Annotated in this window: 12 protein-coding genes and 1 rRNA gene; 2 read left to right on the top strand and 11 right to left on the bottom strand. The window is 66.0% G+C overall.

All coding sequences use genetic code 11. The features are described 5' to 3' along the window. The 4 genes from PCK14_RS13805 to PCK14_RS13790 form a co-directional block, all read right to left on the bottom strand. Positions 1 to 86: ribosomal RNA gene (locus PCK14_RS13805) — 16S ribosomal RNA — on the bottom strand; the annotation flags it as partial. A gap of 455 nt (positions 87 to 541) precedes the next feature. Then, entirely contained in the window at positions 542 to 4,273 is a 3,732-nt protein-coding gene (gene glgB, locus PCK14_RS13800) for a 1,4-alpha-glucan branching protein GlgB (protein ID WP_269939081.1), read from the bottom strand. After that, entirely contained in the window at positions 4,273 to 6,060 is a 1,788-nt protein-coding gene (gene treS, locus PCK14_RS13795) for a maltose alpha-D-glucosyltransferase (protein WP_269939080.1), read from the bottom strand. The genes glgB and treS overlap by 1 nt, the downstream gene beginning before the upstream one ends. A 2-nt stretch (positions 6,061 to 6,062) precedes the next feature. Continuing rightward, the gene (locus PCK14_RS13790; RefSeq protein WP_269939085.1) at positions 6,063 to 8,099 is read right to left on the bottom strand and encodes an alpha-1,4-glucan--maltose-1-phosphate maltosyltransferase; all 2,037 of its coding nucleotides are present in this window, start codon (positions 8,097 to 8,099) and stop codon (positions 6,063 to 6,065) included. 301 nt (positions 8,100 to 8,400) lie between these two features. Here PCK14_RS13790 and glgP point away from each other — a divergent pair, with 301 nt between their 5' ends. Then, on the top strand, positions 8,401 to 11,016 hold the full coding sequence (gene glgP / locus PCK14_RS13785) for an alpha-glucan family phosphorylase (RefSeq protein WP_269939079.1): 2,616 nt from the start codon (positions 8,401 to 8,403) through the stop codon (positions 11,014 to 11,016). Between the two features lie 107 nt (positions 11,017 to 11,123). Here the strand turns inward: glgP and glgX are convergent, their stop codons facing one another. The 6 genes from glgX to PCK14_RS13755 form a co-directional block, all read right to left on the bottom strand. Further along, the gene (glgX, locus tag PCK14_RS13780) at positions 11,124 to 13,289 is read right to left on the bottom strand and encodes a glycogen debranching protein GlgX (RefSeq protein ID WP_269939078.1); all 2,166 of its coding nucleotides are present in this window, start codon (positions 13,287 to 13,289) and stop codon (positions 11,124 to 11,126) included. 4 nt (positions 13,290 to 13,293) lie between these two features. Next, positions 13,294 to 14,292, bottom strand: a complete 999-nt coding sequence (gene rlmB / locus PCK14_RS13775; protein WP_269939077.1) for a 23S rRNA (guanosine(2251)-2'-O)-methyltransferase RlmB — start codon at positions 14,290 to 14,292, stop codon at positions 13,294 to 13,296. A 293-nt stretch (positions 14,293 to 14,585) separates the two neighbouring features. Next, positions 14,586 to 16,001: a cysteine--tRNA ligase gene (cysS, locus tag PCK14_RS13770; protein ID WP_269939076.1), complete on the bottom strand. Its 1,416-nt coding sequence runs from the start codon at positions 15,999 to 16,001 to the stop codon at positions 14,586 to 14,588. Further along, the gene (gene ispF, locus PCK14_RS13765) at positions 15,998 to 16,540 is read right to left on the bottom strand and encodes a 2-C-methyl-D-erythritol 2,4-cyclodiphosphate synthase (protein WP_269939075.1); all 543 of its coding nucleotides are present in this window, start codon (positions 16,538 to 16,540) and stop codon (positions 15,998 to 16,000) included. Before ispF ends, cysS begins: the two co-directional genes overlap by 4 nt. Before the next feature lie 2 nt (positions 16,541 to 16,542). Beyond that, positions 16,543 to 17,322 carry a 2-C-methyl-D-erythritol 4-phosphate cytidylyltransferase gene (gene ispD / locus PCK14_RS13760; protein WP_269939074.1) on the bottom strand — a complete coding sequence of 260 codons (780 nt, stop codon included), beginning with the start codon at positions 17,320 to 17,322 and terminating at the stop codon, positions 16,543 to 16,545. A gap of 96 nt (positions 17,323 to 17,418) precedes the next feature. Further along, positions 17,419 to 17,901, bottom strand: coding sequence for a CarD family transcriptional regulator (locus PCK14_RS13755; RefSeq protein WP_269939073.1), 483 nt, complete (start codon positions 17,899 to 17,901; stop codon positions 17,419 to 17,421). A 322-nt stretch (positions 17,902 to 18,223) separates the two neighbouring features. Between PCK14_RS13755 and PCK14_RS13750 the strand changes: the two genes are divergently transcribed. Next, a complete protein-coding gene (locus PCK14_RS13750) occupies positions 18,224 to 18,733 on the top strand; it encodes a hypothetical protein (RefSeq protein ID WP_269939072.1) in 510 nt (169 codons plus the stop codon). 164 nt (positions 18,734 to 18,897) lie between these two features. On the opposite strand, the gene PCK14_RS13745 is transcribed toward PCK14_RS13750, so the two are convergent. Beyond that, positions 18,898 to 23,850 (bottom strand): beta-galactosidase, encoded by a 4,953-nt coding sequence (locus PCK14_RS13745; protein ID WP_269939071.1) that lies wholly within the window; start codon positions 23,848 to 23,850, stop codon positions 18,898 to 18,900. Positions 23,851 to 23,927: the final 77 nt, after the last annotated feature.

Raw genomic sequence — 23,927 nt, 5'->3', positions numbered from 1 at the left:
CCCGCAAGCGGGGTTCATCGTTCGACTTGCATGTGTTAAGCACGCCGCCAGCGTTCATCCTGAGCCAGGATCAAACTCTCCGTTAATAACTAAACAGACACACACAACCACACCGGAAAAAGATGATGGCCATGTGCACTAAATTCGAAACCAGCTAAACGGCCAGTCATCACCACAGGGGCGGCAACAACCAACCAAATAACCAATTCAATACAATAAATTGGTATCAATAAAACTTGGCACACTATTGAGTTCTCAAACAACAACCACACCCAGCCAACACACCAGAACCAACAAACAGTCCGTGACGATCAGTGCCGGGGCAACTTTTCAAGCTTACCCGCTGAACTTTCCGGAAGTCAAATCGAGGATTTCGACTGAATTCAAATTTTCATTTGAACACAAACCATTGAACCTATTTTCAAGGTTATGTGGTTTTGTCGGATCCGGATCTGAACGGTTCGTTCAGCGGAGTACTAACAATACCACCTGCCTGCCGTGAACACAAAACGGCAGGCAGGTGAACATCCAGGGCCTGCTTCTAGCTGGCCACGGGCACCAGGTACAGCGCACCCAGCGGCGGAACTCGGAGGCTGAGCGATGCCTCCTGGCCGTCCCAGGGCCGCTCCTCCGCCGCGAGATCCCCGATGTTCCTGACATCCGAACCGCCGAAGGAAGCGAGGTCGGTATTGAGCGCCTCCCGCCAAAGCCCCGCTGCGGGGAGCCCCACCCGGTAGCCCTCGTAGGCGACACCGGCGAAGTTCACGATGCAGACCAGGGGCGTGCTGGCCTTGTCCCAGCGAACGAAGGAGACCACATTGTTTGCCGTGTCCCCACCGTTGAGCCAGGTGAAGCCTTCCGCCACATTGTCCAGCTCGTACAGCGCAGGCGTGCCGGCGTACGTCAGGTTCAACTCGCGCACCAGGTCCTGGATGCCGGCGTGTGCGGGATTTTCCGCCAGCCACCAGTCGAGACCGTGCTGCTCGCTCCATTCGGCTTCCTGGCCAAACTCCGTGCCCATGAAGATCAGCTGCTTGCCGGGGTGTGCCCACTGGAAGGCAAGGTAGGCGCGCAGGTTGGCCAGCTGCTGCCAGCGGTCCCCCGGCATCTTGCGCAGCAGCGATCCCTTGCCGTGGACCACCTCGTCATGGCTGATGGGCAACAGGAAGTTTTCCGTGAACGCATAAACAAGGGAGAACGTAATTTGGTTGTGGTGCCAGCCGCGGTTGACCGGGTCTTCCGACATGTACGTCAGGGAATCGTGCATCCACCCCATGTTCCACTTGATGCCAAAGCCCAGCCCTCCCCCGCTGGTGGGCGCGGTGACGCCCGGGAATGCCGTGGACTCCTCGGCGATCGTGACGATGCCGGGGTTGCGGCGGTACGCCGTGGCGTTCATTTCCTGCAGGAAGCTGATGGCCTCGAGGTTTTCCCGCCCGCCAAAGCGGTTGGGGCTCCAGGCGCCGTCCTCGCGCGAGTAGTCCAGGTACAGCATCGATGCCACGGCATCCACGCGCAGTCCGTCGATGTGGAATTCCTCGAACCAGTACAGCGCGTTGGCCACCAGGAAGTTGCGGACCTCGTTGCGGCCGAAGTCGAAGATGAGGGTGCCCCAGTCAGGGTGCTCGCCGAGGCGGGGGTCGGAGTGCTCGTACTGTGCCCCGCCGTTGAATTTTGCCAGGGCCCATTCATCCTTGGGGAAGTGCGCCGGCACCCAGTCCATGATGACGCCGACGCCGGCCTGGTGGAGTGCGTCCACCAGGTGGCGGAATTCGTCCGGATGGCCAAACCGGGAGGTCGGCGCAAAGTAGGAGGTGACCTGGTAGCCCCAGGAGCCACCAAACGGGTGCTCGGCGACGGGCATGAGTTCAACATGGGTGAATCCGAGCCGCTGGACATATTCCACCAGGTCCGTGGCCAGCTCCTTGTAGCTGAGCCCGGGACGCCAAGAGCCAAGGTGCACTTCGTAGACGCTCATGGGCGAGTTGTGCGGATCTGTCTCCGCCCGCCGGGCCATCCAGTCGGCATCCTTGAATGAGTACGTCGACTCGACCACCCGCGAAGCTGTCAGGGGCGGAACCTCGGTGCCATAGGCCATGGGGTCGGCCTTCTGCAGCCACTCACCGCCTTCGGTGAGAATCTCAAATTTGTAGCATTCGCCGACGGCAACGTCCGGGATGAACAGTTCCCAGATTCCGCTGCTGCCCAGGCTGCGCATGGCATGGGCCCGGCCGTCCCAGCCATTGAAATTGCCAATGACCCGCACGGCCTGCACTGCCGGCACCCAAACGGAGAAGCTCACACCCGAAATGTCGCCCAATTCGGAGTGGTAGCGGTGGACATGTGCACCCAGCACCGTCCAGAGCGTTTCATGCCGGCCCTCTGCCATGAGGTGCATGTCCAGCTCGCCCACGGTGGGCAGGTAGCGGTAGGGGTCGTCGGTGCGGTGGACAACCCCGTCATAGCTGACGTCCAGGCGGTAGTCGGGTACGTGCCCCGGTTCCTCGACGGGGACCACGGCCACCCAAATTCCGCCGTGTTCGTGGGCCATGGGGAATTCCCCGCCAGCCGTGACCACTGTTACCGACTCCGCCAGGTGGCGCAGGGCCCGCACGGTGGCAACCCCTTCGCTGCCCAGGTGCGCCCCCAGCACAGAGTGCGGGGCAAAGTGGGTCCCATCGGAAATTCGCGCCAAGACTCCGGCATCCACTGCGAGAGGGGCTAATTCATTGATTCCCATGTCCACACCACTTTCCATCGATTCAAACAAAACTCGCACGGCATTTACCGGCACCCAGACCCAATCGGGCCGGTTCTGTAATTCATAAACAACTTCATAAAGTGCCTTGTCCAGCCACAATGCCATGAAAAGGGCGTCGCGCCGTGAAATTGTTTCACCGGTGCCGCTTTCATAGCCCTGTATGAAGGCATGGTCTGCGGCCCGGACCCACCGGGCAATGCTGTCCCGATCCGGTCCGCCCGGCACCGCAGCCTGGGCTCCGGCGTAGTCGAGGGACCGCAACATGCCCGCCACATCGCGAAGCGCCACGTCCGGGCGGCCCCGCTCCGAGAGGGGACGCAGCGGCTCGCCCTCGAAGTCCAGAATGTACCAGCCGCCGTCGGCCGCCTCCTGGTGCAAGAGCTGGCCCAGGTGGAGGTCGCCATGGATGCGTTGCACGGAAGGCACCAGGTCTATTTGGCCCAGTTGCGCCAGAAAGGCGTGGAATTGCCCGCCGTAAGGGCCCACTGCATCGGCTGCCAGCGACCAGGCGTCCTGCAGGCGGGCGCTGAGGGCGCGGACAAAGTCCGCCGCCTCACCATCGTCAAGGCCCTTGGTCCCCATGGTTGTTCGCAGGCCTGCGTGCAGCCGGGCCAGGGCTTCACCTATTTGACGGGCATGGGGCGAAAAGTCCCTGCCCTCCCGGGCATGCGACAGGGCCAGTGCCCAGCCGTCCTTGGCCCCGGCCAGGAACGAGTGGATGACAAAAAGCGTGGTGCCCGGGGCCCCGAAGGTCCCGGACGCCTGCAGCTCAGGGACGGCAAGCTGCTCGCCGGCAGAGGCCAGGCCCGCGAGCGCCTGGCCTATCTCCTGCTCGGGGTGGACTCCTTCATGGAGCACGCGGAAGAACTTGGCTATGAGCGGGCGGCCACCGAGCTCAAACATCACCGAGGTGTTGGACTGCTCGCTGGACACCGTGCGGATGTTGGCGGCGGGCAGGGAACCGAACGCCGGCATGGCCGGATTCACCCAGAGGTCAATGTCCGCGGCACCGGGTCCGGCTGAGCCGGCGGCGCGTCCCAGCGATGCAAGCCAGGCCTGCACAAAGGCGGGGTCAGAGAGGCCGTCGCGAACCAGGCCGCCGGTCCGGGCCCAGTGGGGCCCGGCCGCTGAGGCGCCAAGCCAACCCGGCTGCCCCGCCCCGCTGGCAGTGCCGCCGCCGGCCCCGCCACCAGTTTCTGGCACAGCTGCGCCAGAATGCGCGATGGTGATGGGCACCTGCAGAAGCAAGCTCGGCACGGAACCGCCATGCCCGCCGCCGGCCAGGTCCAGGGACCCTCCGTGGTTGCCGTCCAGTGCCCCGCGGCTCCCCGCCGGGGAGGGAATGTCCACGCCGAGCAACAGCACGCGGAAGGTGGTCGAGGGATCCGGGGATGGAATCCCAAAACTGTCCACAATGTGCACACGGGCGCCGAGCCCGGCTGCCCCCTTGCGCGGGTACCAGCGCTGGCGGGGCAGCCAGTCGGTGAGGAGCTCCTCCAGCGAATGGCCCATCAGTAGCCGTGGACCGATCCGTCGACCACCGGCAGCGCCTGGGTCATGGTGGACTGGGCGTTGGATGCCTGTGAACGCACGCGCAGCCAAAAGAAGTCGTAGGAGCCCAGCGTCAAGGTGAGGTGGCCGTCGTCGTCAATTCCGGGGAAGATGTCGTTGCCGAAGACATCGCGCAGTCCGCGGCCGGCCAGGGCGGGCAGGTGCAGCGTGGCTGCGGAGGGGTGCTGGGACAGGTTGAACACGCACAGCATGGATTCCGGCGTTTCCCCCTCCTCGTTGCCCACCGGCAGGACGCGCAGAAAAGCCAGCACCGACTCGTGCGAGCTGGGCACGTTCTCATGCCGGCCCAGGCCAAAGGCGGGATGGGCCTTGCGGACCTTGAGGATTTGCTTGTTCCAGTGCAGCAGTGAACTCGTGTGGGCGGTCTGGGCCTCCACGTTGACGTGGTTGTAGTGGTAGACCAGGGATTGCACCACGGGCAGGAACAACTTGCCCGGATCGGCGCTGGAAAAGCCCGCGTTCCGGTCCGGGTTCCACTGCATGGGTGTGCGGGAGGCATCGCGGTCGTCGAGCCAGATGTTGTCCCCCATGCCGATCTCGTCCCCGTAGTAGAGGAAGGGGCTGCCGGGCAGGGCCAGCAGCAGCGCATTGATGAGCTCCATCTCGGCACGGGAGTTGTCCAGCAGCGGTGCCAGCCGGCGCCTGATGCCAATGTTGGCGCGCATGCGCGAATCCGGGGCGTACCACCCCAACATGGCCTCACGTTCGGAGGGCGTCACCATTTCCAGGGTCAGCTCGTCATGGTTTCGCAGGAACGTTCCCCACTGCGCGCCCGCGGGAATGTCAGGGGTGTTGGCCAGCGTCTCCACGATGGGGGCGGCCTTCTGGTCCCGCAGCGCGTAGTAGAGCCGCGGCATGATGGGAAAGTGGAACGCCATGTGGCATTCGGGGTTCTCCTGTGTGCCGAAGTAGTCGACCACCTCATGCGGCATCTGGTTCGCCTCGGCGATGATCACCCGGCCGGGGAACTCGGCGTCGACCATGGCCCGCAGGTCCTGCAGGAACTGGTGGGTCTCCGGCAGGTTCTCGCAGTTGGTGCCGTCCTCCGCATACAGGTAGGGAATGGCGTCGGCCCGGAATCCGTCAATGCCCTGCTCAAGCCAGAACCGCACCACATCAAAGATTGCCTCGCGGACGGCGGGGTTCCTGTAGTTCAAGTCCGGCTGGTGACTGAAGAACCTGTGCCAAAAGAACTGCCGGCGGATGGGGTCAAAGGTCCAATTGGACTCCTCCGTGTCAATGAAAATGACGCGGGCGTCCTGGTACAGCTCGGTGGTGTCGCTCCACATGTAGAAGTCGCCAAAGGGGCCCGTGGGGTCTTCCCGGGACGCCTTGAACCAGGGGTGCTGGTCCGAGGTGTGGTTCAGGGGCAGGTCAATGATGATGCGCATGCCGCGCTCATGGGCCTGGGTGACCAGCGACTTGAAGTCCAGGATGGTCCCGTACGTCTCCATGACGGCGGTGAAGTCGCGGACGTCGTAGCCGCCGTCGAGCTGGGGCGAGTCAAAGAACGGCGGCAGCCACAGGCAGTCAACCCCCAACCACTGCAGGTAGTCCAGGCGGGAGATGAGCCCGGAAAAGTCCCCCGCGCCGTCGCCGTTGGCATCGGCAAAGCTCTGCACCAGGACCTCATAGAACACGGCCTTGCGGTACCAGTGCGGATCATGGGCCAGCCCCGGTGCGTTCAAGTTGAACTGCGGGGCGCTGTTGGCGCGGGGGAAGGCCATGCTCAGCGCCTGATGTGCAGGATGTGGGCCGGCTCCAGGTGGGCGTCGAGGCGGAAGTAGTTCTTCTTGCCCCAGTTCCAGGTGGCGCCGGTGACGAGGTCCTCCACGAGGAAAGTGCCGTCCGGGGACAGCCCGTCCAGCGACAGCGCATCGAGGTCCAGCGTGACCTCGCCCTCGCGCATGCTGTGCGGGTCCACGTTGATGACCACGATGATGGTGTCCTTGCGGGCCGGCTCCGTGGCGGTCGCGGCAATGTTCTTGTGCTTGCTGAACACGAGCGTGGCGGGGTCCGAACTTTCGTGCAGGCTCAGGTTCTGCAGGTCCAGCAGGGCCGGGTGTGCGCGGCGGATCCGGTTCAGCAGAGTGACGAACGGGGCCAGCGAGCTGCCGGCCGCCTCGGCGGCGGCGAAGTCGCGGTCCTTGAACTCGTACTTCTCGTTGTCTATGTTCTCTTCCGAGCCGGGGCGGGCAACGTGCTCGTAGAGTTCGTAGCCGGCGTACATGCCCCACAGCGGGTTGGACATGGCTGCCAGGATGGCGCGGATCTTGAACCCGGCCGGCCCGCCGTACTGCAGGTATTCGGTGAGGATGTCAGGGGTGTTGACAAAGAAGTTGGGGCGGAAGTAGCCGGCTGAATCGCGGCTGACATGCACCAGGTACTCCTCCAGTTCCTCCTTGGTGTTGCGCCACGTGAAGTAGCTGTAGGACTGCTGGAAGCCGGCCCGGCCCAGCGCGGCCATCATGGCCGGGCGGGTGAAGGCCTCGGCCAGGAACACGATGTCGGGGCGCTCGGCGTTGATGGTGCCAATGAGCCATTCCCAGAACCAGACGGGCTTGGTGTGCGGGTTGTCCACCCGGAAAATGCGCACGCCGCGCTCGATCCAGAGCCGCACAATGCGCAGGATCTCGTGGGACAGCCCGGTGGGGTCGTTGTCGAAGTTCAGGGGGTAGATGTCCTGGTACTTCTTGGGCGGGTTTTCCGCATAGGCGATGGTTCCGTCAACGCGCGTGGTGAACCATTCGGGGTGCTCGGTGGCCCAAGGGTGGTCGGGGGCGCACTGCAGGGCCAGGTCCAGGGCAATTTCCAGGTCAAGCTCGTTCGCGGCCGCCACAAATGCCTCGAAGTCCGCCAGCGAGCCGAGGTCGGGGTGGATGGCGTCGTGGCCGCCGTCGGCCGATCCGATGGCCCAAGGGGAACCGGGATCCGCTGGCCCCGCCACGAGGGTGTTGTTGGGGCCCTTGCGGTTGATGGTGCCGATGGGGTGGATGGGCGGCAGGTACAGCACATCGAAGCCCATCGCGGCGACCGCGGGAAGCCGGTGGCGGGCTGTGCGGAAGTTGCCGCTGGTCCACTCCCCCGTCTCCGGGTGGCGCATGGCACCCTCGGAGCGCGGGAAGAATTCGTACCAGGCGCCGCGCCCGGCGGCGTCGCGCTCAACGAGCAGCGGGAACCTTTCACTGCTTGTCACGAGGTCGCGCAGCGGGAAATGTTCGACGGCGGCACGCACCTCCCGGCTTGTCCCGCCGGCCAGGCGGTCGTTGGTGTTCAGGGACGGATCGGCCAGCGTGGCGGCCGCGGCCTTGAACACCTTGGCTGCCTCCGGCGCTGCGGACTTGGCGGCCTTGGCCGCGTTGCCCAGCAGCAGTGCGCCCTCGGCCAGCATGACATCCACGTCGACGTCGGCGTTGATCTTCACCTGTGCGTTGTGCGCCCAGGTGGCATACAGATCGGTCCAGCCTTCGACGGCGAAGCTCCAGTTGCCCTCCGTGGACGGAGTCAGCACGCCTTCCCACGCATCGCTGCCCTTGGCGCCGGGGCGCATCCTGGCCCGCTGTCCCTCTGAGCCGTCGGGTGCGAAGAGGACGGCAGTTGCGCCCAGGACGTCGTGGCCCTCACGGAAAACCACTGCACTGACCCGAACATCGGCGCCGCGGATGCCCTTGGCCGGGAACTTGCCGCCTTCCAGCACAGGCTGGACGTTTGTGACGGGGATCCGGCCAAAGCGCAGGCCCTCGCGGGGGTCGGCCTGGGCTGCCACGGCGGCGGCGCGGCCAGCAGCGGCGGGTGAGCCAGCCGGCGTCGTGCCATTCACGGCGGCCGGGGATGCGGCGGAAGCGGTGGACGGTGCGGCGGGCGCTTTGCGCGAAGGCTTGGAAGTACTCACAAATTAGACGTTAGCGACTCACCGGCCGGATTGCTAAGGTGCTGCGCCTTTTAGCCGCCGCGGCCCGTCACACGGGAGCAGATTTCGCGTTTCCGGCGGGCGTGTCGGCGTAACAAGGGCCAAATTTGTCACAGATCTTGCCGGGGCGCGTCAGACGTGGGCTATGGTGACCGGCATGAAGGCAATCCGCAGATTTACAGTCCGCACCGTCGTCCCGGCCCAGATCTCAGCACTGACCCGGCTGGCCACCAACCTGCGCTGGTCATGGCATGTTCCCACCCGCGCGCTCTTTGAATCCCTGAACCCGGAACAGTGGGAAAAGTCCCGCCGCGACCCGCTCGCCATGCTGGCCGGGCTCTCCCGCGAACAGCTCCAGGAACTGGCCGCGAACCCGGATGTGGTGGCCCGCGTTGACGCCGCCGCGCAGAGCCTGGACAGTTACCTCAGCGAGCCGCGCTGGTTCCAGTCGCTCGGCGCCGGGGCCCCGGAATGCATTGCCTACTTCTCCCCCGAATTCGGCATCACCGAGGTGCTGCCGCAGTACTCCGGCGGCCTGGGCATCCTGGCCGGCGACCACCTCAAGTCCGCCTCCGACCTGGGCGTGCCGCTCATTGGCGTGGGCCTGCTGTACCAGGCCGGATACTTCAAGCAGTCACTGTCCAAGGACGCCTGGCAGCAGGAAAGCTACCCGCTGCTCGACCCCGATGCCCTGCCGCTGACCCTGCTGCGCGAGGAAGACGGCAGCCCCGTGGAGATCCAGCTGCCCCTGCCCGGAAACCGGCTGCTGCGCGCCCACGTCTGGCGCGCCGATGTGGGCCGGGTGCCGCTGCTGCTCCTGGATTCCAACGTGGCCGAGAACGACGACGCCGCCCGCGGCGTCACCGACCGGCTCTACGGCGGCGGCGGGGACCACCGCCTGACGCAGGAACTGCTGCTCGGCATGGGCGGGGTCAAGGCCCTGCGCGCCCACGCCCGCCTCACCGGCACGGCGGCCCCCGAGGTGTTCCACACCAACGAGGGCCACGCGGGCTTCCTGGGCATCGAGCGCATCCGCGAACTCATGGATCCCTCGATCACCCCTGTGCCGCTGTCCTGGGGCGAGGCACTTGCGGCCGGCCGCGCGTCGACCGTTTTCACCACCCACACGCCCGTGCCCGCAGGCATCGACCGCTTCCCGCGCAGCATGATCGAGCACTTCTTCGCCGGCCAGCTGGCGCCGGGCGTGCCCGTTGCGGAAATTCTGTCCCTCGGCGCGGAAAACTACGACGGCGGCGACCCCGAAGTCTTCAACATGGCCGTCATGGGGCTGCGCCTGGCCCAGCGCGCCAACGGCGTCGCCAAGCTGCACGGCGTGGTCTCGCGCGGCATGTTCTCCGGGTTGTGGCCGGGCTTCGACGTGGCCGACGTGCCCATCACCTCCGTCACGAACGGCGTGCACGTGCCCACCTGGGTTGACCCGCAGCTGGCCGAGCTGGCGCGGGAGCGCTTCGGCGCCGAAGTCCTGGACGGGCCCGACTGGTCCAAGGTGTACGACGTCAGCGACGCCGACGTCTGGGCGCTGCGCCGCCGCCTGCGTTCGGCGCTGGTGGATGACGCCCGGCGCCGGCTGCGCGCCTCCTGGAAGAAGCGCGGCGCCGCCGACGCCCAGCTGGCCTGGACCGATTCCGTGCTGGACCCCGATGTGCTCACCATCGGCTTTGCCCGCCGCGTCCCCACCTACAAGCGTCTGACCCTGATGCTGCGCGACCCCGCCCGGCTCAAGGCGCTGCTGCTGCACCCCGAGCACCCCATCCAGATCATCATCGCCGGAAAGTCGCACCCTGCCGACGACGCCGGCAAGAAGATGATCCAGGATCTGGTCCAGTTCACCGACGACCCCGAGGTCCGGCACCGGATTGTGTTCCTGCCCAACTACGACATCGCCATGGCCCGCACCCTCTTCCCGGGCTGCGACGTCTGGCTGAACAACCCGCTGCGGCCGCTCGAGGCATGCGGCACCTCCGGCATGAAGGCCGCCATCAACGGCTCGCTGAACCTGTCCGTCATGGATGGCTGGTGGGATGAAATGTACGACGGCGAAAACGGCTGGGCGATCCCGACGGCCAATACCGGGGCCGGGGATGAGGAACGCGACGACATCGAGGCCTCGGCCCTGTACGAGCTGCTCGAAACCCAGGTGGCGCCGCGCTTCTACGGCGAGGTGGTTGCTGCCGGTGCCGGGGCGGCCGGACCCTCGCAGCCGCACGAAGGCGCCCTGCCGGCGCACTGGATCTCCATGATCAAGCACACCCTGGCCAACCTGGGCCCGGCGGTGTCCGCCAACCGCATGGTGGCCGAATACGTGCAGCGCCTGTACCAGCCGGCCGCGGAATCGGGCCGGCTAGCACGCGCCGACGGCTACGCCTCAGTGCGGACGCTGGCCGGGTGGATCGGGCACGTGCGCGATTCCTGGCAGGACGTCCGTGTGGAGCACGTGGAATCCCACGGGCTGGCCGATGAGCCGCAGATCGGCGAGACGCTGCAGGTGCGGGCCTGGGTGGACCTGGGCCGGCTGGACCCCGCCGATGTGCAGGTCAATGTCATTTACGGCACGGCCGGTGAAAGCGACGAACTCCTGGACACCCAGGTGCTGGCGCTGGAAGCCGTGCAGGAAAACGGCGGGGGCCGGCACCAGTTTGCCGCCGAGCTGCTGATCGACCGCTCGGGCGACTTTGGCTACGGCGTCCAGGTGCTGCCGCGCCACGGCGCCCTGGCCAACCCGGCCGAGCTGGGGCTCATCACCACCGCGTAGAGACCGGTGATCGAGCTTGTCGAGATCAGTTCCTCCCGGTGATTGAGCCTGTCGAAATCCAGGGGGTCTCGACAGGCTCGACCACCGGGGTGTTCGCCGGGCCGGAGTTACCTTGCGGTGAGGTCGTTGCGGTAGATCTGGACGGTGTTGGCGCCCACGCGCACGGCGTCTCCCGGTGCCACGAGCGGCACCGAACGGGGCAGGCTGAAGGTGGGCTCGCCGTCGTCGTTCTGGCGCGCCTCGGCCGTGGTCATCCGCAGCATGTACGGGCGGGGGCGGCCGGGACGGGCCTCGGGGCTGTCCGCGCCGAAACGGGGGTTGGCCGGCAGGACCACGTCCTCGTCCGTGACTCCCGTGTTGAAGACCACCAGGCCATCCACCTTGCCGTCGGGGGAACCCATGAGCATGGTCAGGACGCGCTCGTGCGGGTTGGTCCAGCGCTCCGGGGTCATGGGCAGTCCGTCGGCACCAAACCAGTGGATGAACGACTTCCCGCCGCGGGTGGGATAGCTGCTGGGCTGCTCGGCCAGGAAGTCCTTGCGGATCTGCAGAAGGCGGCGCGTGGCCGCGAGCATGGTCTTGGCTTCCGCATCCATGGTCCAGTCAACCCAGGCGATCTCGTTGTCCTGGCAGTAGACGTTGTTGTTGCCGCCCTGGCTGCGCCCGAGCTCGTCTCCTGCCGTGATCATGGGAACGCCAAGCGCCAACAGCATGGTGGCCATCAAGTTCCGGGACGTGCGGGCGCGCTGGGCCAGGGTGTGGGGGTTGTTGGTGATGCCCTCCACGCCGTGGTTCCAGCTGCGGTTGTTGCTGGTGCCGTCCCGGTTGTCTTCCTGGTTGTCCTCGTTGTGCTTGTGGTTGTAGGCCGTGAGGTCGGCCAGGGTGAAGCCGTCGTGGGCGGTGATCAGGTTGATCGAGGCCATGCGGCTGCGGCCCGAGGCGGCAAAAAGCTCCGCCGAACCGGCAAGGGCGTCGCCGAACTTTGCCAGGCCGTTGTGGTGGTAGCCGGCAAACATGGCGGCACGGTCGGTCAACCACACCTCGCGGACGGTGTCGCGGAAGGAATCGTTCCAGTCCGCCCATCCAGTGGGGAACTTTCCGGTCTGCCAGCCGCCGTAGCCCACGTCCCAGGGCTCGGCAATGAGCTTGGTGGAGGCCAGCACGCCGTCGGTGGCGGCCGCCAGCAGGAACTGGTGCTGGCTGTTGAACTCATGCGCGGCGTCGCGGGCCAGGGAGACGGCCAAATCAAAACGGAAACCGTCGATGTGGTACTCCTGGACCCAGTGCCGCAGCGAATCCATGGCCATCTTGATGACGTGCGGGTTGCTGAAATTCAGGGTGTTGCCACAGCCGGTGGTGTCGTAGTACTTGCCGTCGCGGAGGCGGTAGTACTGCTCCTCGGCAAGGCCCCGCCAGCTGTAGGCGGGCCCGCCGGCGCCGCCCTCGGCCGTGTGGTTGTACACAACGTCCAGGATGACCTCGATGCCGGCCATGTGCAGCAGCTTGATCATGCCCTTGAGCTCGGCCTGCACGGCCTGCGGACCTGCCGCCTGCGCCGCGGCGCTGGCGTAGCCCACGTGCGGGGCGAAGAATCCCAGGGAGTTGTAGCCCCAGTAGTTGGCCATGCCGGTGCCGTCCAGGTGCGGCTCGTCGACGTGGAAGTGGATGGGCAGAAGCTCGACGGCGGTCACACCCAGCCCCTGCAGGTGCTTGATCATTGCCGGGTGCGCCATGCCGGCATAGCTGCCGCGGATGTCCTCGGGCACGTCGGGGTGCAGCATTGTCTGGCCGCGGACGTGTGCTTCGTAGAAGACGGTTTCACGCCACGGGGTGTTGGGCCGGGCAACCGTGCCCCAGTCGAATCCGGGGTCCATCCGGACCGAGAGGTAGCGGGTTTCGCCGCCGGCACCCTGGTGCTCGTCAATGTATTGCCCATACGGGTCCAGCAGCAGCTGGACCGCGTCGGGGTCAATCAGGAGCATCTCCTCCCGGCTGGCACCGGGCTCGGTGTAGAAGCCGTAGCGCGTGCCGGGAGGCATGTTTTCCACCAGGCCGTGGTGGACGCCGTCGGTCTTGTCCGGCAGCAGCATGGCCTTCCACGCCCCGCCCGGAGGCTGGAAGCACAGGACCACGTCGCTCAGGGCAGGCGAATACACCGCCACGTTGGCCGCATCCGGCCCGTGTTCGGCGGGAAGGCCGCTGACGCCCAGCGGAAAATGGCGCGACAGGGCCGCGCCCAGGGTGCTGACGGCCCGGATGACTGTGACGGCCATGCGGCTACCCCTTGACCGCGCGTTGCCTCGAGATCTCGTACAAGCTGATGCCGACTGCCATGGAGGCGTTCAGCGATTCCATGGCGGAGTCGATCGGGATGGAGACGATCTGGTCGCAGTTTTCGCGCACCAGACGGGACAGGCCCTTGCCTTCGGAACCCACAACGATGCAGACAGGTTCCTGCGCCAGGGTGAGGTCGGGCAGAGCAACGTCGCCGTCGCCGTCGAGCCCCAGGACAAAGTAGCCCATCTTCTGGAACGCACCGATGGCGCGGTTCAGGTTCGGGGCCTTGGCGACCGGGACGCGCACGGCTGCACCGGCGCTGGTCTTCCAAGCTGCGGCCGTGACGCCGGCGCTGCGGCGTTCCGGGATGATGACGGCGTGGCCGGAGAAGGCCGAGACGCTGCGGATGATGGCACCGAGGTTGCGGGTGTCGGTGATGCCGTCCAGTGCCACGATGAGCGGGGCGTTGGCGATGTGGCCCTTTTTCCACTTGGCGATGATCTCGCTGGCCGTGTCAACGGCGTCCTCGTAGTCGTACGGGGGGATCTGCAGGACCAGGCCCTGGTGGACGGCGTCCTCGGTGAGGCGGTCCAGTTCCGGCTTCTGGGCTTCCAGCAGCGGGATGCCGCGCTCTGCGGCCAGCTTGATGGATTCGCGCACGCGCTCGTCCATGTCGACGCGCACGGCGACGTAGAGGACCTTGGCGGGGATGCCGGCGCGCAGCGCCTCAACAACCGAGTTGCGGCCCGTGACGAGTTCTTCCATGGCCTTGCCCTTGGGGCCGCTGTTGCGGCGCGGCGAGGCGCTGGTGCCGGCGGTGCGCTTGGCAGCCGAACGCTCCGCAAGCTCCTTGTTCTTGAACGCCTTGTGGTACGTGCGCTCTTCGGCCTTGGGGGTCGGGCCCTTGCCCTCGAGTGCCTTGCGGCCCAGCCCGCCGGTGCCCTTGGAGGGGCCCTTCTTGAGCTTGCGGACGGCGCCGGAACGGGGATTGTTGGCCATGGTGAAACCCTTACGATTGGTGCGGCGCCCTATGTGCAGACCCCGAAGTTCGTCAAACAAATCTTCTCAGCGGGCACATTTTTGGCACGCCTGATAACGGGAATCAAAATACCCGTAGCTACCAGCTTACGTCCTCCGGGCAAATTCAGTGGTGTATGGGCCAAAAAGTGCGCATTGTCACCGCCCGCGGGGCCTGCATCAGCATCCAGGTGATGCCGCGTTGGTGAAAAAGCTGCATCTGGTGGTGCCGCGTCGGGAAAAAGGGGACGTTAAGTGATGCGGCGTCGGAAGGGCTACTTTTTCAGGGACCAGGTGGCGCCGGCTGCTGTGTCGGCCACTTCGACGCCGGCCGCCGCGAGCACGTCGCGGATGCGGTCCGATTCGGCCCAGTTCTTCTCCACGCGCGCCTGCGCCCGGGCTTCCAGCTGTGCCTTGACCAGCACATCGAGGGCGTTGGCCATGGACTCCGAACCGCTCCCCTGCTGCCACTGCGCATCGAGGGGGTTGATGCCCAGCGCCTCCGTCATGCCGACGGCCCCCAGGAATGCTGCCTCGGCGTTGTCGCGGTCGGCGGCCGCCAGTGCGGTGTTGCCGGCGCGGACCGTTTCATGCAGCACGGCCAGGGCCGCGGGGATGTTCAGGTCGTCGTCCATGGCGGTGCGGAAAGCCTCCGGCAGCGTGCCCTGGTAGTCGGAACCGTCCGGGTGGAGCTGGCCCAGGGCTGCGTTCATGAACGTCTCGATGCGTTCGACGGCGGCCGCGGCCTCCGTGAGCGAGCCCGGCCGGTAGTCCAGCACAGAGCGGTAGTGGGCCTGGCCCAGGTAGTACCGGACCACGAGCGGGCGGGCGATTTGAAGCATTTCGCGCGGGTTGATGGTGTTGCCGATGGACTTGGACATTTTTTCACCCTGGTAGGTGACCATGCCGTTGTGCATCCAGAAGTTGGCGAAGCCGTGGCCGGCCGCCTGCGACTGGGCCATCTCGTTCTCGTGGTGCGGGAAGCGCAGGTCCAGGCCGCCGCCGTGGATGTCGAACTCGGTGCCGAGGTACTTGGTGACCATGGCGGAGCACTCCAGGTGCCAGCCGGGACGGCCGGCACCCCAGGGGGACTCCCACTTGGCGGTCTCCGGCTCGCCCTCCTTGAAACCCTTCCACAGCGCAAAGTCGCGGGGGTCGCGCTTGCCCCGGGGGTCGGCGTCGGGCGCTGCCTGCATGTCGTCAATGTTCTGGCGGGTCAGGGATCCGTACTGCTTCCAGGAGCGGACGTCGAAGTAGACGTCGCCGGAATCATCCAGTGCCGGGTAGGCGTGGCCGCGCTCGATCAGCAGCGCAATGAGGGCGTGCATCTCCGGGATGTGGCCAGTGGCGCGCGGCTCGTAGCTGGGCTTGAGGATGCCCAGGGCGTCATAGGCGTCCTCGAAGGCCTGCTCAAAGCGGTAGGCCAAGGCCCACCAGGGCTCGTTGTTCTCCTGCGCCTTGACCAGGATCTTGTCGTCGATGTCCGTCACGTTGCGCACCACTGTGACGTCGTAGCCGCTGGCCTGCAGCCAGCGGGTCAGCTGGTCAAAGGCGAGGGCCGAGCGTACGTGCCCAATGTGCGGCTCGCCCTGGACCGTGGCGCCGCAGTAGTACAGCGAGGCCTTCCCCTCTCGGAGCGGGGTGAAGTCGCGTACGGCGGCGGTGGCGGAGTCATGGAAGCGCAGGGTCACGGCTCTAGGGTATCCCGTTGTCCGGCGGAGTGGGCTTCTTCGGAGCCAAGCCCTGGGGCAACGGCCACCACGAGTGCCGTGGCGACTGCCGTGATGCCCTCGCCGCGGCCGGGGAATCCCAGCCTGTCCGACGTCGTTGCGGTCACCGACACCGGCGCGCCCGCGGCCTCGCCCAGCACGGCCTCGGCTTCCTGGCGTCGGGGCGAGAACTTGGGCCGGTTGCCCACGAACTGCACGGCGATGTTGCCGATCTCGAAGCCGGCGGCGCGCACGATCCTGGCGGCCTCGGACAGCAGGCGCACGCCGGAGGCTCCCTTGTATTCGGGGCGGTCGGTGCCGAAGTGGGTGCCGAGGTCGCCCACCCCTGCAGCGGAAAACAGGGCGTCGGCGGCGGCGTGGGCCACGGCGTCGCCGTCGGAGTGGCCGCTGAGGCCGCGCTCCCCCTCCCAGAGGAGCCCGGCGAGCCAAAGCGGGGCCGGGTCGCCGTCGGGTGCGAAGGCGTGGATGTCAATGCCAATGCCGGTGCGGGGCAGGTTCATGGTTATCCCTCCACCCAGCGCGGGCGCAGCGGGCCCTCGAGCATGGCCTCGGCGAGCAGCAGGTCCATGGGCGTGGTGACCTTGAAGCTGTGGGTGGAGCCCTGCACCACGAACACTTCCTCGCCGAGGGCCTCGACCAGCATGGCGTCGTCGGTGATCTGGGCGGCCGTGGCGGGATCCATGTCCAGGGCGCGGGCGTGGGCGTCGCGCAGGGTGGCCAGGTCAAAGCCCTGCGGGGTCTGCACGGCACGCAGCTGGCTCCTGGCCGGTGTGCCTTCAACCTTTTCCACGCCGGCGCCGGTTGCCGGGAGGCTGGCCGGGACCACTGTCTTGATGGTGTCGGTGACGGCCAGGGCCGGGATGACGGCCTTCGCGCCGTCGCGCAGGGCCGCGGCCACGCGGTTGAAAACGCCGGCAGGGGTCAGCGGCCGGGCGGCGTCGTGCACCATGACCCGGGTGACGCCGTCGCCAATCAGGGCCAGCGCCGCCGCAACGGAGGCCGACCTGTCGGCACCGCCCTCAACGGAGCTGAAGTCCAGTCCGGCTGTAACCGCCTCGGCGCCCAGGCGCTGGCAGATGGCCTCAAGTTCCGGGTCCCCGGCCGGGATGGCCACGCAAATCTGCGTGGCGACGCCCGCCCGCATGACGCCGCGGACGGCATGGACCAGCATGGTCTCCCCGCCCAGGGGCACGCGCGCCTTGGGAACCCCGTGGCCCAGGCGCTGCCCCGAGCCTGCTGCAACAATCACCACGGCGCATCCGCCGGCCTTCATCTCGTTCATGGCTTCTACATTAGACCGCCGCACGCATTGCGGCCCCAAATGCGAAAAACCCCCGCACCAAGTGGGTGCAGGGGTTTTTCAAAAATGTGCGACTTGCTATGAAGCGAGTACCTCGTCGAGGACTTCAGCAGCCTTGTCCTCGTCGGTCTTTTCCGCCAGTGCCAGCTCGGAAATCAGGATCTGGCGGGCCTTGGCCAGCATGCGCTTTTCGCCAGCCGAGAGGCCGCGGTCGTTGTCACGGCGCCACAGGTCGCGAACAACCTCGGCCACCTTGATGACATCGCCGGAGGCCAGCTTTTCCAGGTTTGCCTTGTACCGGCGGGACCAGTTGGTGGGCTCCTCCGTGAACTCCGCGCGAAGCACTTCGAATACGTGCTCCAGCCCTTCCTTGCCTACAACGTCACGAACCCCAACCAGGTCAACGTTTTCTGCAGGGACCTCAATGGTCAAATCCCCCTGCGCAACCTTGAGCTTGAGATACATCTTCTCTTCACCCCGGATGGTGCGCATCTTGATCTCTTCGATCTTTGCCGCACCATGGTGTGGGTAAACTACTGTCTCGCCGACCTCAAAAAGCATGTGGATTCTCCCTTTCCAATACCTCTAGTTTACCACGGTTAACTTCCCGCTCCCTTGAGTTTCCGCAGGTCAGGGGCCGCCGGGACTACGCTGAACGCGCAATTGTTCCAGCAATTGGAGATTTCCCGCCCCCTTGACTAAAGGCTGCCGAGGTGCATCGGGCACCCAGGGTGCCGGCGGAGGCAAAGTTGCCCCGCCGCAACCGAAGAGTACTTTTACCACGTTTGCGGATAAGCTGGGCAAAGATATTTTGTCTTTTCCATGAGGAGTTACTGACGTGAGAATCGCTGCCGGCATCCGCGGTACAAAACGAGCGCAACGCTTGAGCCTGATTGCAGCCATCGGCATTGGCGCCATGGCATTCACCGGTTGCAGTGCCATCAACCAGCAAAGCACCGCCATGGAGGTCACTGTTTCCGACGGCGTGCACCTGGACATGGGCAAGCTGGAACTGCGCAACGTGTTGATCATTTCCGAGGCAGCCGGCAAGCCCGGCCGCGTCGCCGGATCGTTCTACAACGATGCAGACTCCGACATCACCCTGACCATCAGCGGTGCCGCCGGTTCCCAGACGGAGATCACCGTCAAGCCGGGCGTGCCCCTGATCCTGAGCACCGCAAGCGACCAGGCCATCCTCAGCACTGTTGAGCAGCCCCCGGGAAGCGTTGAAACAGTTGAACTGCGCCAGTCCGGTGCCGGCTCGGAGACTGCAAGCCTGAAGGTTCCCGTCCTGGACGGCACCCTGGCCGAGTACAAGAACCTGGTCCCCACGGCTGCCCCCACCACGGAGGCCGCGGCAGAGGCAACCCCCACTGCCACCGCCACTCCGTAGTTCCAGCTTTCACGCGAGAAGGGCCCGTTGTCACCATGACAACGGGCCCTTCTTGCGTCCGGCCCCTGAAGCTGCGCGCCATTTCCGGTTAACCATGCGCCACTGACGAAGCTGCGCCCCGTTGATTCACAACGGAGCGCAGCTTCAGTGGCCTTGCCGTGGTGCTAGTGGCTGGCCTTCCGGCGGCGGTTCAGGACGAACACCGCGGTGCCGGCCAGGAGCAGCAGCACTGCCGCGCCGCCCAGGGCCGTGTTGTTGGCACCCGTGTTGGCGAGGTCATCTTCCGCAGCGGGGGTGGTGGTGGCGGCAGTGATGGTCAAGGCGATGCTGAGCTGGCGGGGCTTGCCGTCAACCCCCACACCGTCAACGACAATCGAGTGCGCACCGGCGGCAACGTCCGCCGGCAGGGTCACTGCCAGGGACGCCACACCCTTGGCGTCGGCCGTCGCGGTTCCCAGCAGCACCGGCGTGGAGTGCAGCGTGAAGCTGACCTTGCTGCCGGGCTTGAAGCCCGTGCCGGTGATGGTGAGCTTGCCGCCCGGAGCAGCCGTGCCGGAGCTCAGCGTGACCGGGGCCTTCGGGCTGGCACTGGGGGCAACCGAGGGCTTGGTGCTCGTGGACGGGGTCCCCGTGGCACCCGGCGTGGCCGAGGACGAAGCCGACGGTGACGCCGACGGCTCCACCGACGGGCTTGCCGACGGTGACGCGCTGGGCGTGGCACTCGGCGTTGCCGAAGGCGTTGCACTCGGCGTCGCACTGGGCGTCGCCGACGGCGTTGCACTGGGCGTGGCGCTCGGGGTTGCACTGGGCGTTGCGCTGGGCGTAGCCGACGGTGTTGCCGTGGGCGTCGTGCCCGGTTCGGCCACCGTGACCGCGACGCTCTTGCTGCCCAGCACGGCGCCGGAAACGGCATCCTTGATGGTGACGGTGCTGGAGTAGCTGCCCTTCGCGGTGAAGCTGTGCTCCGCCGAGTAACTGCCGTTGACCACGGGAACCGTGACGGCCGCAGTGCCGTCACCGTAGTTGATGACGGCGTTGGTCAGTGCGCCGTTGCCGATCGCGGCCAGCGCAGAGGTGCCGCTGAAGGCCGTCTTCTCGCCGACGTCGAGCGTTGACTTGGCGGCTGCTGCCGTGACAACCGGCAGGGTGTAGTCCGGCGCCGTGTTCAGCGTGGTGGGCACGCCGCCCAGGCTGGTGCCGCGGTCCACCAGGGTGAAGGAGTCCGGGCCCTGGGCGTCGCGCTCGGTGGTGAGGGCAATGGCCAGGGTGTTGTCCCCGGACTTGTTCAGGAAGCCGCTGGGGATGGTGAAGGTGCTCTGCGGGCCCACATCTCCAACCCAGGTTCCGGTGTTCCAGCCGTTGACGTAGATGACGGCGCGCGCGAAGGACTGGCGGCCGGCGTCGAACTTGGCGTCATTGACCTTCAGGCCGATGGCGGTGTCGGTGCCGGCCGGGATGGCCAGCTTGAAGCTGCTGCGGTACCAGGTCACCCCGGCCTTGGCAGGCTTGAAGCCGCTGGCATCCGCCCACTGCGAATCCGGGTAGCCGGGCAGGTACCAACCGGCACGCTCGCCGTACAGACCGCCTGTGTTGTACATGGTGCGTGCAACATCAACCGGGGCTGCCTTGTCCTTGGCGCCCTGGAGCTTCCAGGTGACGGCTCCGCTGCTGGGCAGGACTGCGTCGAACAATCCGCGGTTCTGGCGTGAGAGGCCGTCGTCGGACCAGTCGAGGTTCTGTCCGTTGTTGCGGACCACTACCGCGACGAGGGTCGGCTCGCCGCTCTTGATGACGCCGGCCGGGACAGGCACCGTCACCATGTTGCCATTGGCGTCGGGTGCGCCAACGAAGGTGCCGTTGACCCAGACCAGCATGTTGCCGGCGTTTCCGCCCTGTCCACGCAGCTGGATGCTGGTGGCGGCGGTGGCGGCCGTGAAGCTGGCGCGGTACCAGGTGTCGCCCTCGTAGAAGCCGTGGAAGGCGGTGTCCAGGACCTTGCCCTGGTTGGGGCCGGGGCCCTGGCGCGTGTTGGCGGCAGTGGTGGCGTTGGCCACCACCCACTTGGAGTCGTCAAACGCCACGGCGGACTCCGGGTTTTCGCCCGAGACCTTCCAGTTTGTCAGCGCCGGCAGCACGGCCGGGGCCGGTCCTGCCAGGTTGGCGACCAGCTGGCCGTTGGCGCCTGTTGTTGTGGCCAGTGCCACGCCGTTCCAGCTGGCCTTGGTGATGCCGGCCGGGACGTAGATGTTGATGGCCCGGGCTGCCTTGGTGTCGCCCACGAGCTTGACGGTTTCGCCGTCGAACTCGGCGGAACGGAGCAGGTCAACGCCTGCCACCATGACGGTCTTGTTGGTGGTGCCGCCCTTGACAATGCCGTCCACCTGCCACTGCTGGCCGGTGGCGCTGCGGTCGGTGGTGACGATGCGCAGCTCGGGGGCGCCGCCGCCGGTGATCTTCACAGCGGTGCCGTTGCCGTGGACGTAGTTCAGGCGCAGCGTCTTGGTGGCTGCGTCCCACACGGATTCCACGGGGGTTCCGCCCAAGGTGGTGACGGCGGGCTCGGAGGCGTACTTCAGAACTGTTTCGCCGGCGTCGTTCTTGGAGCCGTTGAGGACCAGCAGCGTGCCGGTGGCGACGGGCATCTTGGTGAACAGCTCGGAGGTGGAGTACATGAGCTTCTGGCCGTCGAAGGCGTAGTCGGCAATGACCATGTTGGCGTCGCGGCCGTGCATGCTCAGGAACGTGCCTGCCTTCTGCGGGACGCGGGCGAAGGTGATGGAGTCATCCGGGACCTCGGGGGTGGTGCCGCCCGGGGTTGAGGTTTCAATGGCGTCAATGCCGATGAAGGTGCCGTTGGCTTCGAGATCGCCCTTGACGCCTGTGTTGACCACCTTGATGGTGTGGCTAACGTTCGGGTCCAGGCCCTTCTTTTCAAAGGCCTTGAAGCCCGACTGGCCAGCCGGGTTCGACACGTACGTGTTGGTCTCGCCCGCCTTCACGCCGTCAATGAAGACATCTGCCTTGGCGTGGTTGGTGGCCTGCGGGGTGATGAGGCGGACCTCGGCGGCCTTGAACGTGTACTCATAGAAGGCGCCTGCGATATCGCTGAACGTCTGGGTGCCCTGGTAGTCATTGGCCGTCCAGTTCTCGCCGGTGGCGTGCGTCCACTGGGACACCCCGCCGGCCTTGGAGTACGTGATGGCGGCGTCGACGTCGTCGGGCTTGACCACCGTGGCCTGGGCCGGGGCGGCGATGACGTCAAAGGCGTCAACGGTGACAAACGTGCCCTCGCTGGCCGCATCCTTCTGGCCCGTCACCACAATCTTGATGGTGTGCTCAACGCTGGGATCCAGCCCGTCCTTTTGGAAGGCGACGTACTGGAAGTTGGCGTTCTGGCCGCGGTAGGTGTTGGTCTGGCCAACCTTCACGCCGTCAATGTAGACATCGCCGTAGCCGTGGTTGGTGGACTGTGCGGCAATGACGCGGATGCCGGCGCCGGTGAACTTGTATTCAACAAAATCACCGGTGCGGTTGCTGAACGTTTCGGTTCCCTTGTAGTTTCCTGCGGCCCAGCCTTCGCCGTTCGACTTGCCCCAGGTGCCCGTGTACTTGATGGCGGAGGTGTCGCGGTCGTCGTTGGTATAGCTGGCTTCGACAACTTCCTTGCGCGGGGACAGCGTCAGCGGGAAGGAGTACTTCAGCTCTGACGTGCTGTTGCTGTCGGACTGGCGGAAGCCAAGGAAGCGGGAGCCGTTGCCCGAGACGGAATCCGTGGCCAGGTCCTCGGTGGCAATGCGCTGGTAGGATTTGATGCTCCCGGCGCCGCCCTCAACTGTGACGGGCGCTCCCTCTTGCGCAACCATGTTGGAGATGGGCGTGAAGTCACCCTGGAAGTAGCCCAGTTCCTTCTGGACGGCAGCCTTGGGCGTGAGCTGACGGTCCGCATTGATGGCCGCACCGTAGTCGTAGGAGGTGAAGCCGGAGGACGGCGAGCCGGTCCAGCCCCAGTTGGTGCCGCCGTACTGCATGTAGTAGTTGAACATGTTGATGCCGTTGTTGAGATTGTTCACGCCGTATTGGCGGGTGAAGGCCGGGTCAACAAATTCGGCGCAGCGGTCCGGGTTGAAGTTGGCACCCCACGGGGTGAAGGCGCCGCCCTGGCCCTCGGCGATGAACATGGGGCTGGTGGCGGTCATGGCGCGGAAGCGGGTTTCCATGTCCGGGATCTGGCCGCGGCTGTTGGAACACGTGAATCCCAGTGGGTACTGGTCAAAGGCGTAGTAGTCCAGGCCCACGTTGCCTCCGGCGCTTGAGCTGCCGGGAACGAAGGCGCCATTCATGCTGTAGTCGTTGTGGAAGACGGGGACGGTGATGCCGTCGGCCTTGATCTTGGTGACCAGTGCCCGCATGAACGCCGTGCGATCGCCGGCCTCGTTGAGGAGCTCGTTTTCGGCCTGGTAGGTGACGATCGAGCCGCCGCCGTCGGTGACCTGGTGCTTGACGGCAATCTTGTTGAACGCGTCAATCCAGGCCAGCGACTCGGCCAGCGCTGCGGGATCCGTGCTGCGCAGAGAGCCCGCGCCGCTCTTGGTCAGGTAGGCCGGCAGTCCGCCCATGGAGATTTCGGCGTTGACGTAGGGGCCGGGGCGGGCAATGACGTAGAGGCCTTCTTCCTCGGCCATGTTCATCAGGAGTTCAATGTCCTTGATGCCGGTGAAATCAAACTTGCCGGGCTCGGTGGAGTGCAGGCCCCAGAAGAAGTACAGGGAGACGGCGTTGAAACCGCTGGCACGCATCTTCTGGAACATGTCGCGCCAGTCGTCGGTGCCGGGCAGGCGCCAGTAGTGGAATTCGCCGCTCCAGACGTTGAGGCGTTCGCCGTCGACCATCATCGACTTCGAATCCTGGGTGACGGTGTGGGCCTTGCCGTCGTTGCCCGGGAAGATGACCTTGTTGCCTGCCATGGCCGAGGTGGCCACGGATTCTGCCGTGGGCGCCGCGTCCTGGGCAAGCGCCGGGCTGGAAACAGCCATCAGCCCCATGGCGGCCGCTGCGGCAAAGGCAACGGCCTTGCGCCCGCGCAGGCGCCCGGAGGCCTTCGGTGAAGGGGAATTCATAGACATTGGTCCTTGGTCTTGATGCGGCCGCACAGGCCACTGCCTGGATGTTATCCATCACAGCCTATGGTGCAGCT

The organism is Arthrobacter sp. HY1533, from assembly GCF_027568515.1.
GTDB lineage: Bacteria > Actinomycetota > Actinomycetes > Actinomycetales > Micrococcaceae > Specibacter.
Note: the sequence above shows the minus strand (reverse complement) of the source record. Positions and strands in the feature narration are given on the sequence as shown.

Bases quoted from the DNA above. Each gene is read 5' to 3' on its own strand.
- glgP (WP_269939079.1), top strand. From the start codon at position 8,401: ATGAAGGCAATCCGCAGATTTACAGTCCGCACCGTCGTCCCGGCCCAG.
- glgB (WP_269939081.1), bottom strand. From the start codon at position 4,273: ATGGGCCATTCGCTGGAGGAGCTCCTCACCGACTGGCTGCCCCGCCAG.
- glgX (WP_269939078.1), bottom strand. From the start codon at position 13,289: ATGGCCGTCACAGTCATCCGGGCCGTCAGCACCCTGGGCGCGGCCCTG.
- treS (WP_269939080.1), bottom strand. From the start codon at position 6,060: ATGGCCTTCCCCCGCGCCAACAGCGCCCCGCAGTTCAACTTGAACGCA.
- PCK14_RS13745 (WP_269939071.1), bottom strand. From the start codon at position 23,850: ATGAATTCCCCTTCACCGAAGGCCTCCGGGCGCCTGCGCGGGCGCAAG.
- ispD (WP_269939074.1), bottom strand. From the start codon at position 17,322: ATGAACGAGATGAAGGCCGGCGGATGCGCCGTGGTGATTGTTGCAGCA.
- PCK14_RS13755 (WP_269939073.1), bottom strand. From the start codon at position 17,901: ATGCTTTTTGAGGTCGGCGAGACAGTAGTTTACCCACACCATGGTGCG.
- ispF (WP_269939075.1), bottom strand. From the start codon at position 16,540: ATGAACCTGCCCCGCACCGGCATTGGCATTGACATCCACGCCTTCGCA.
- rlmB (WP_269939077.1), bottom strand. From the start codon at position 14,292: ATGGCCAACAATCCCCGTTCCGGCGCCGTCCGCAAGCTCAAGAAGGGC.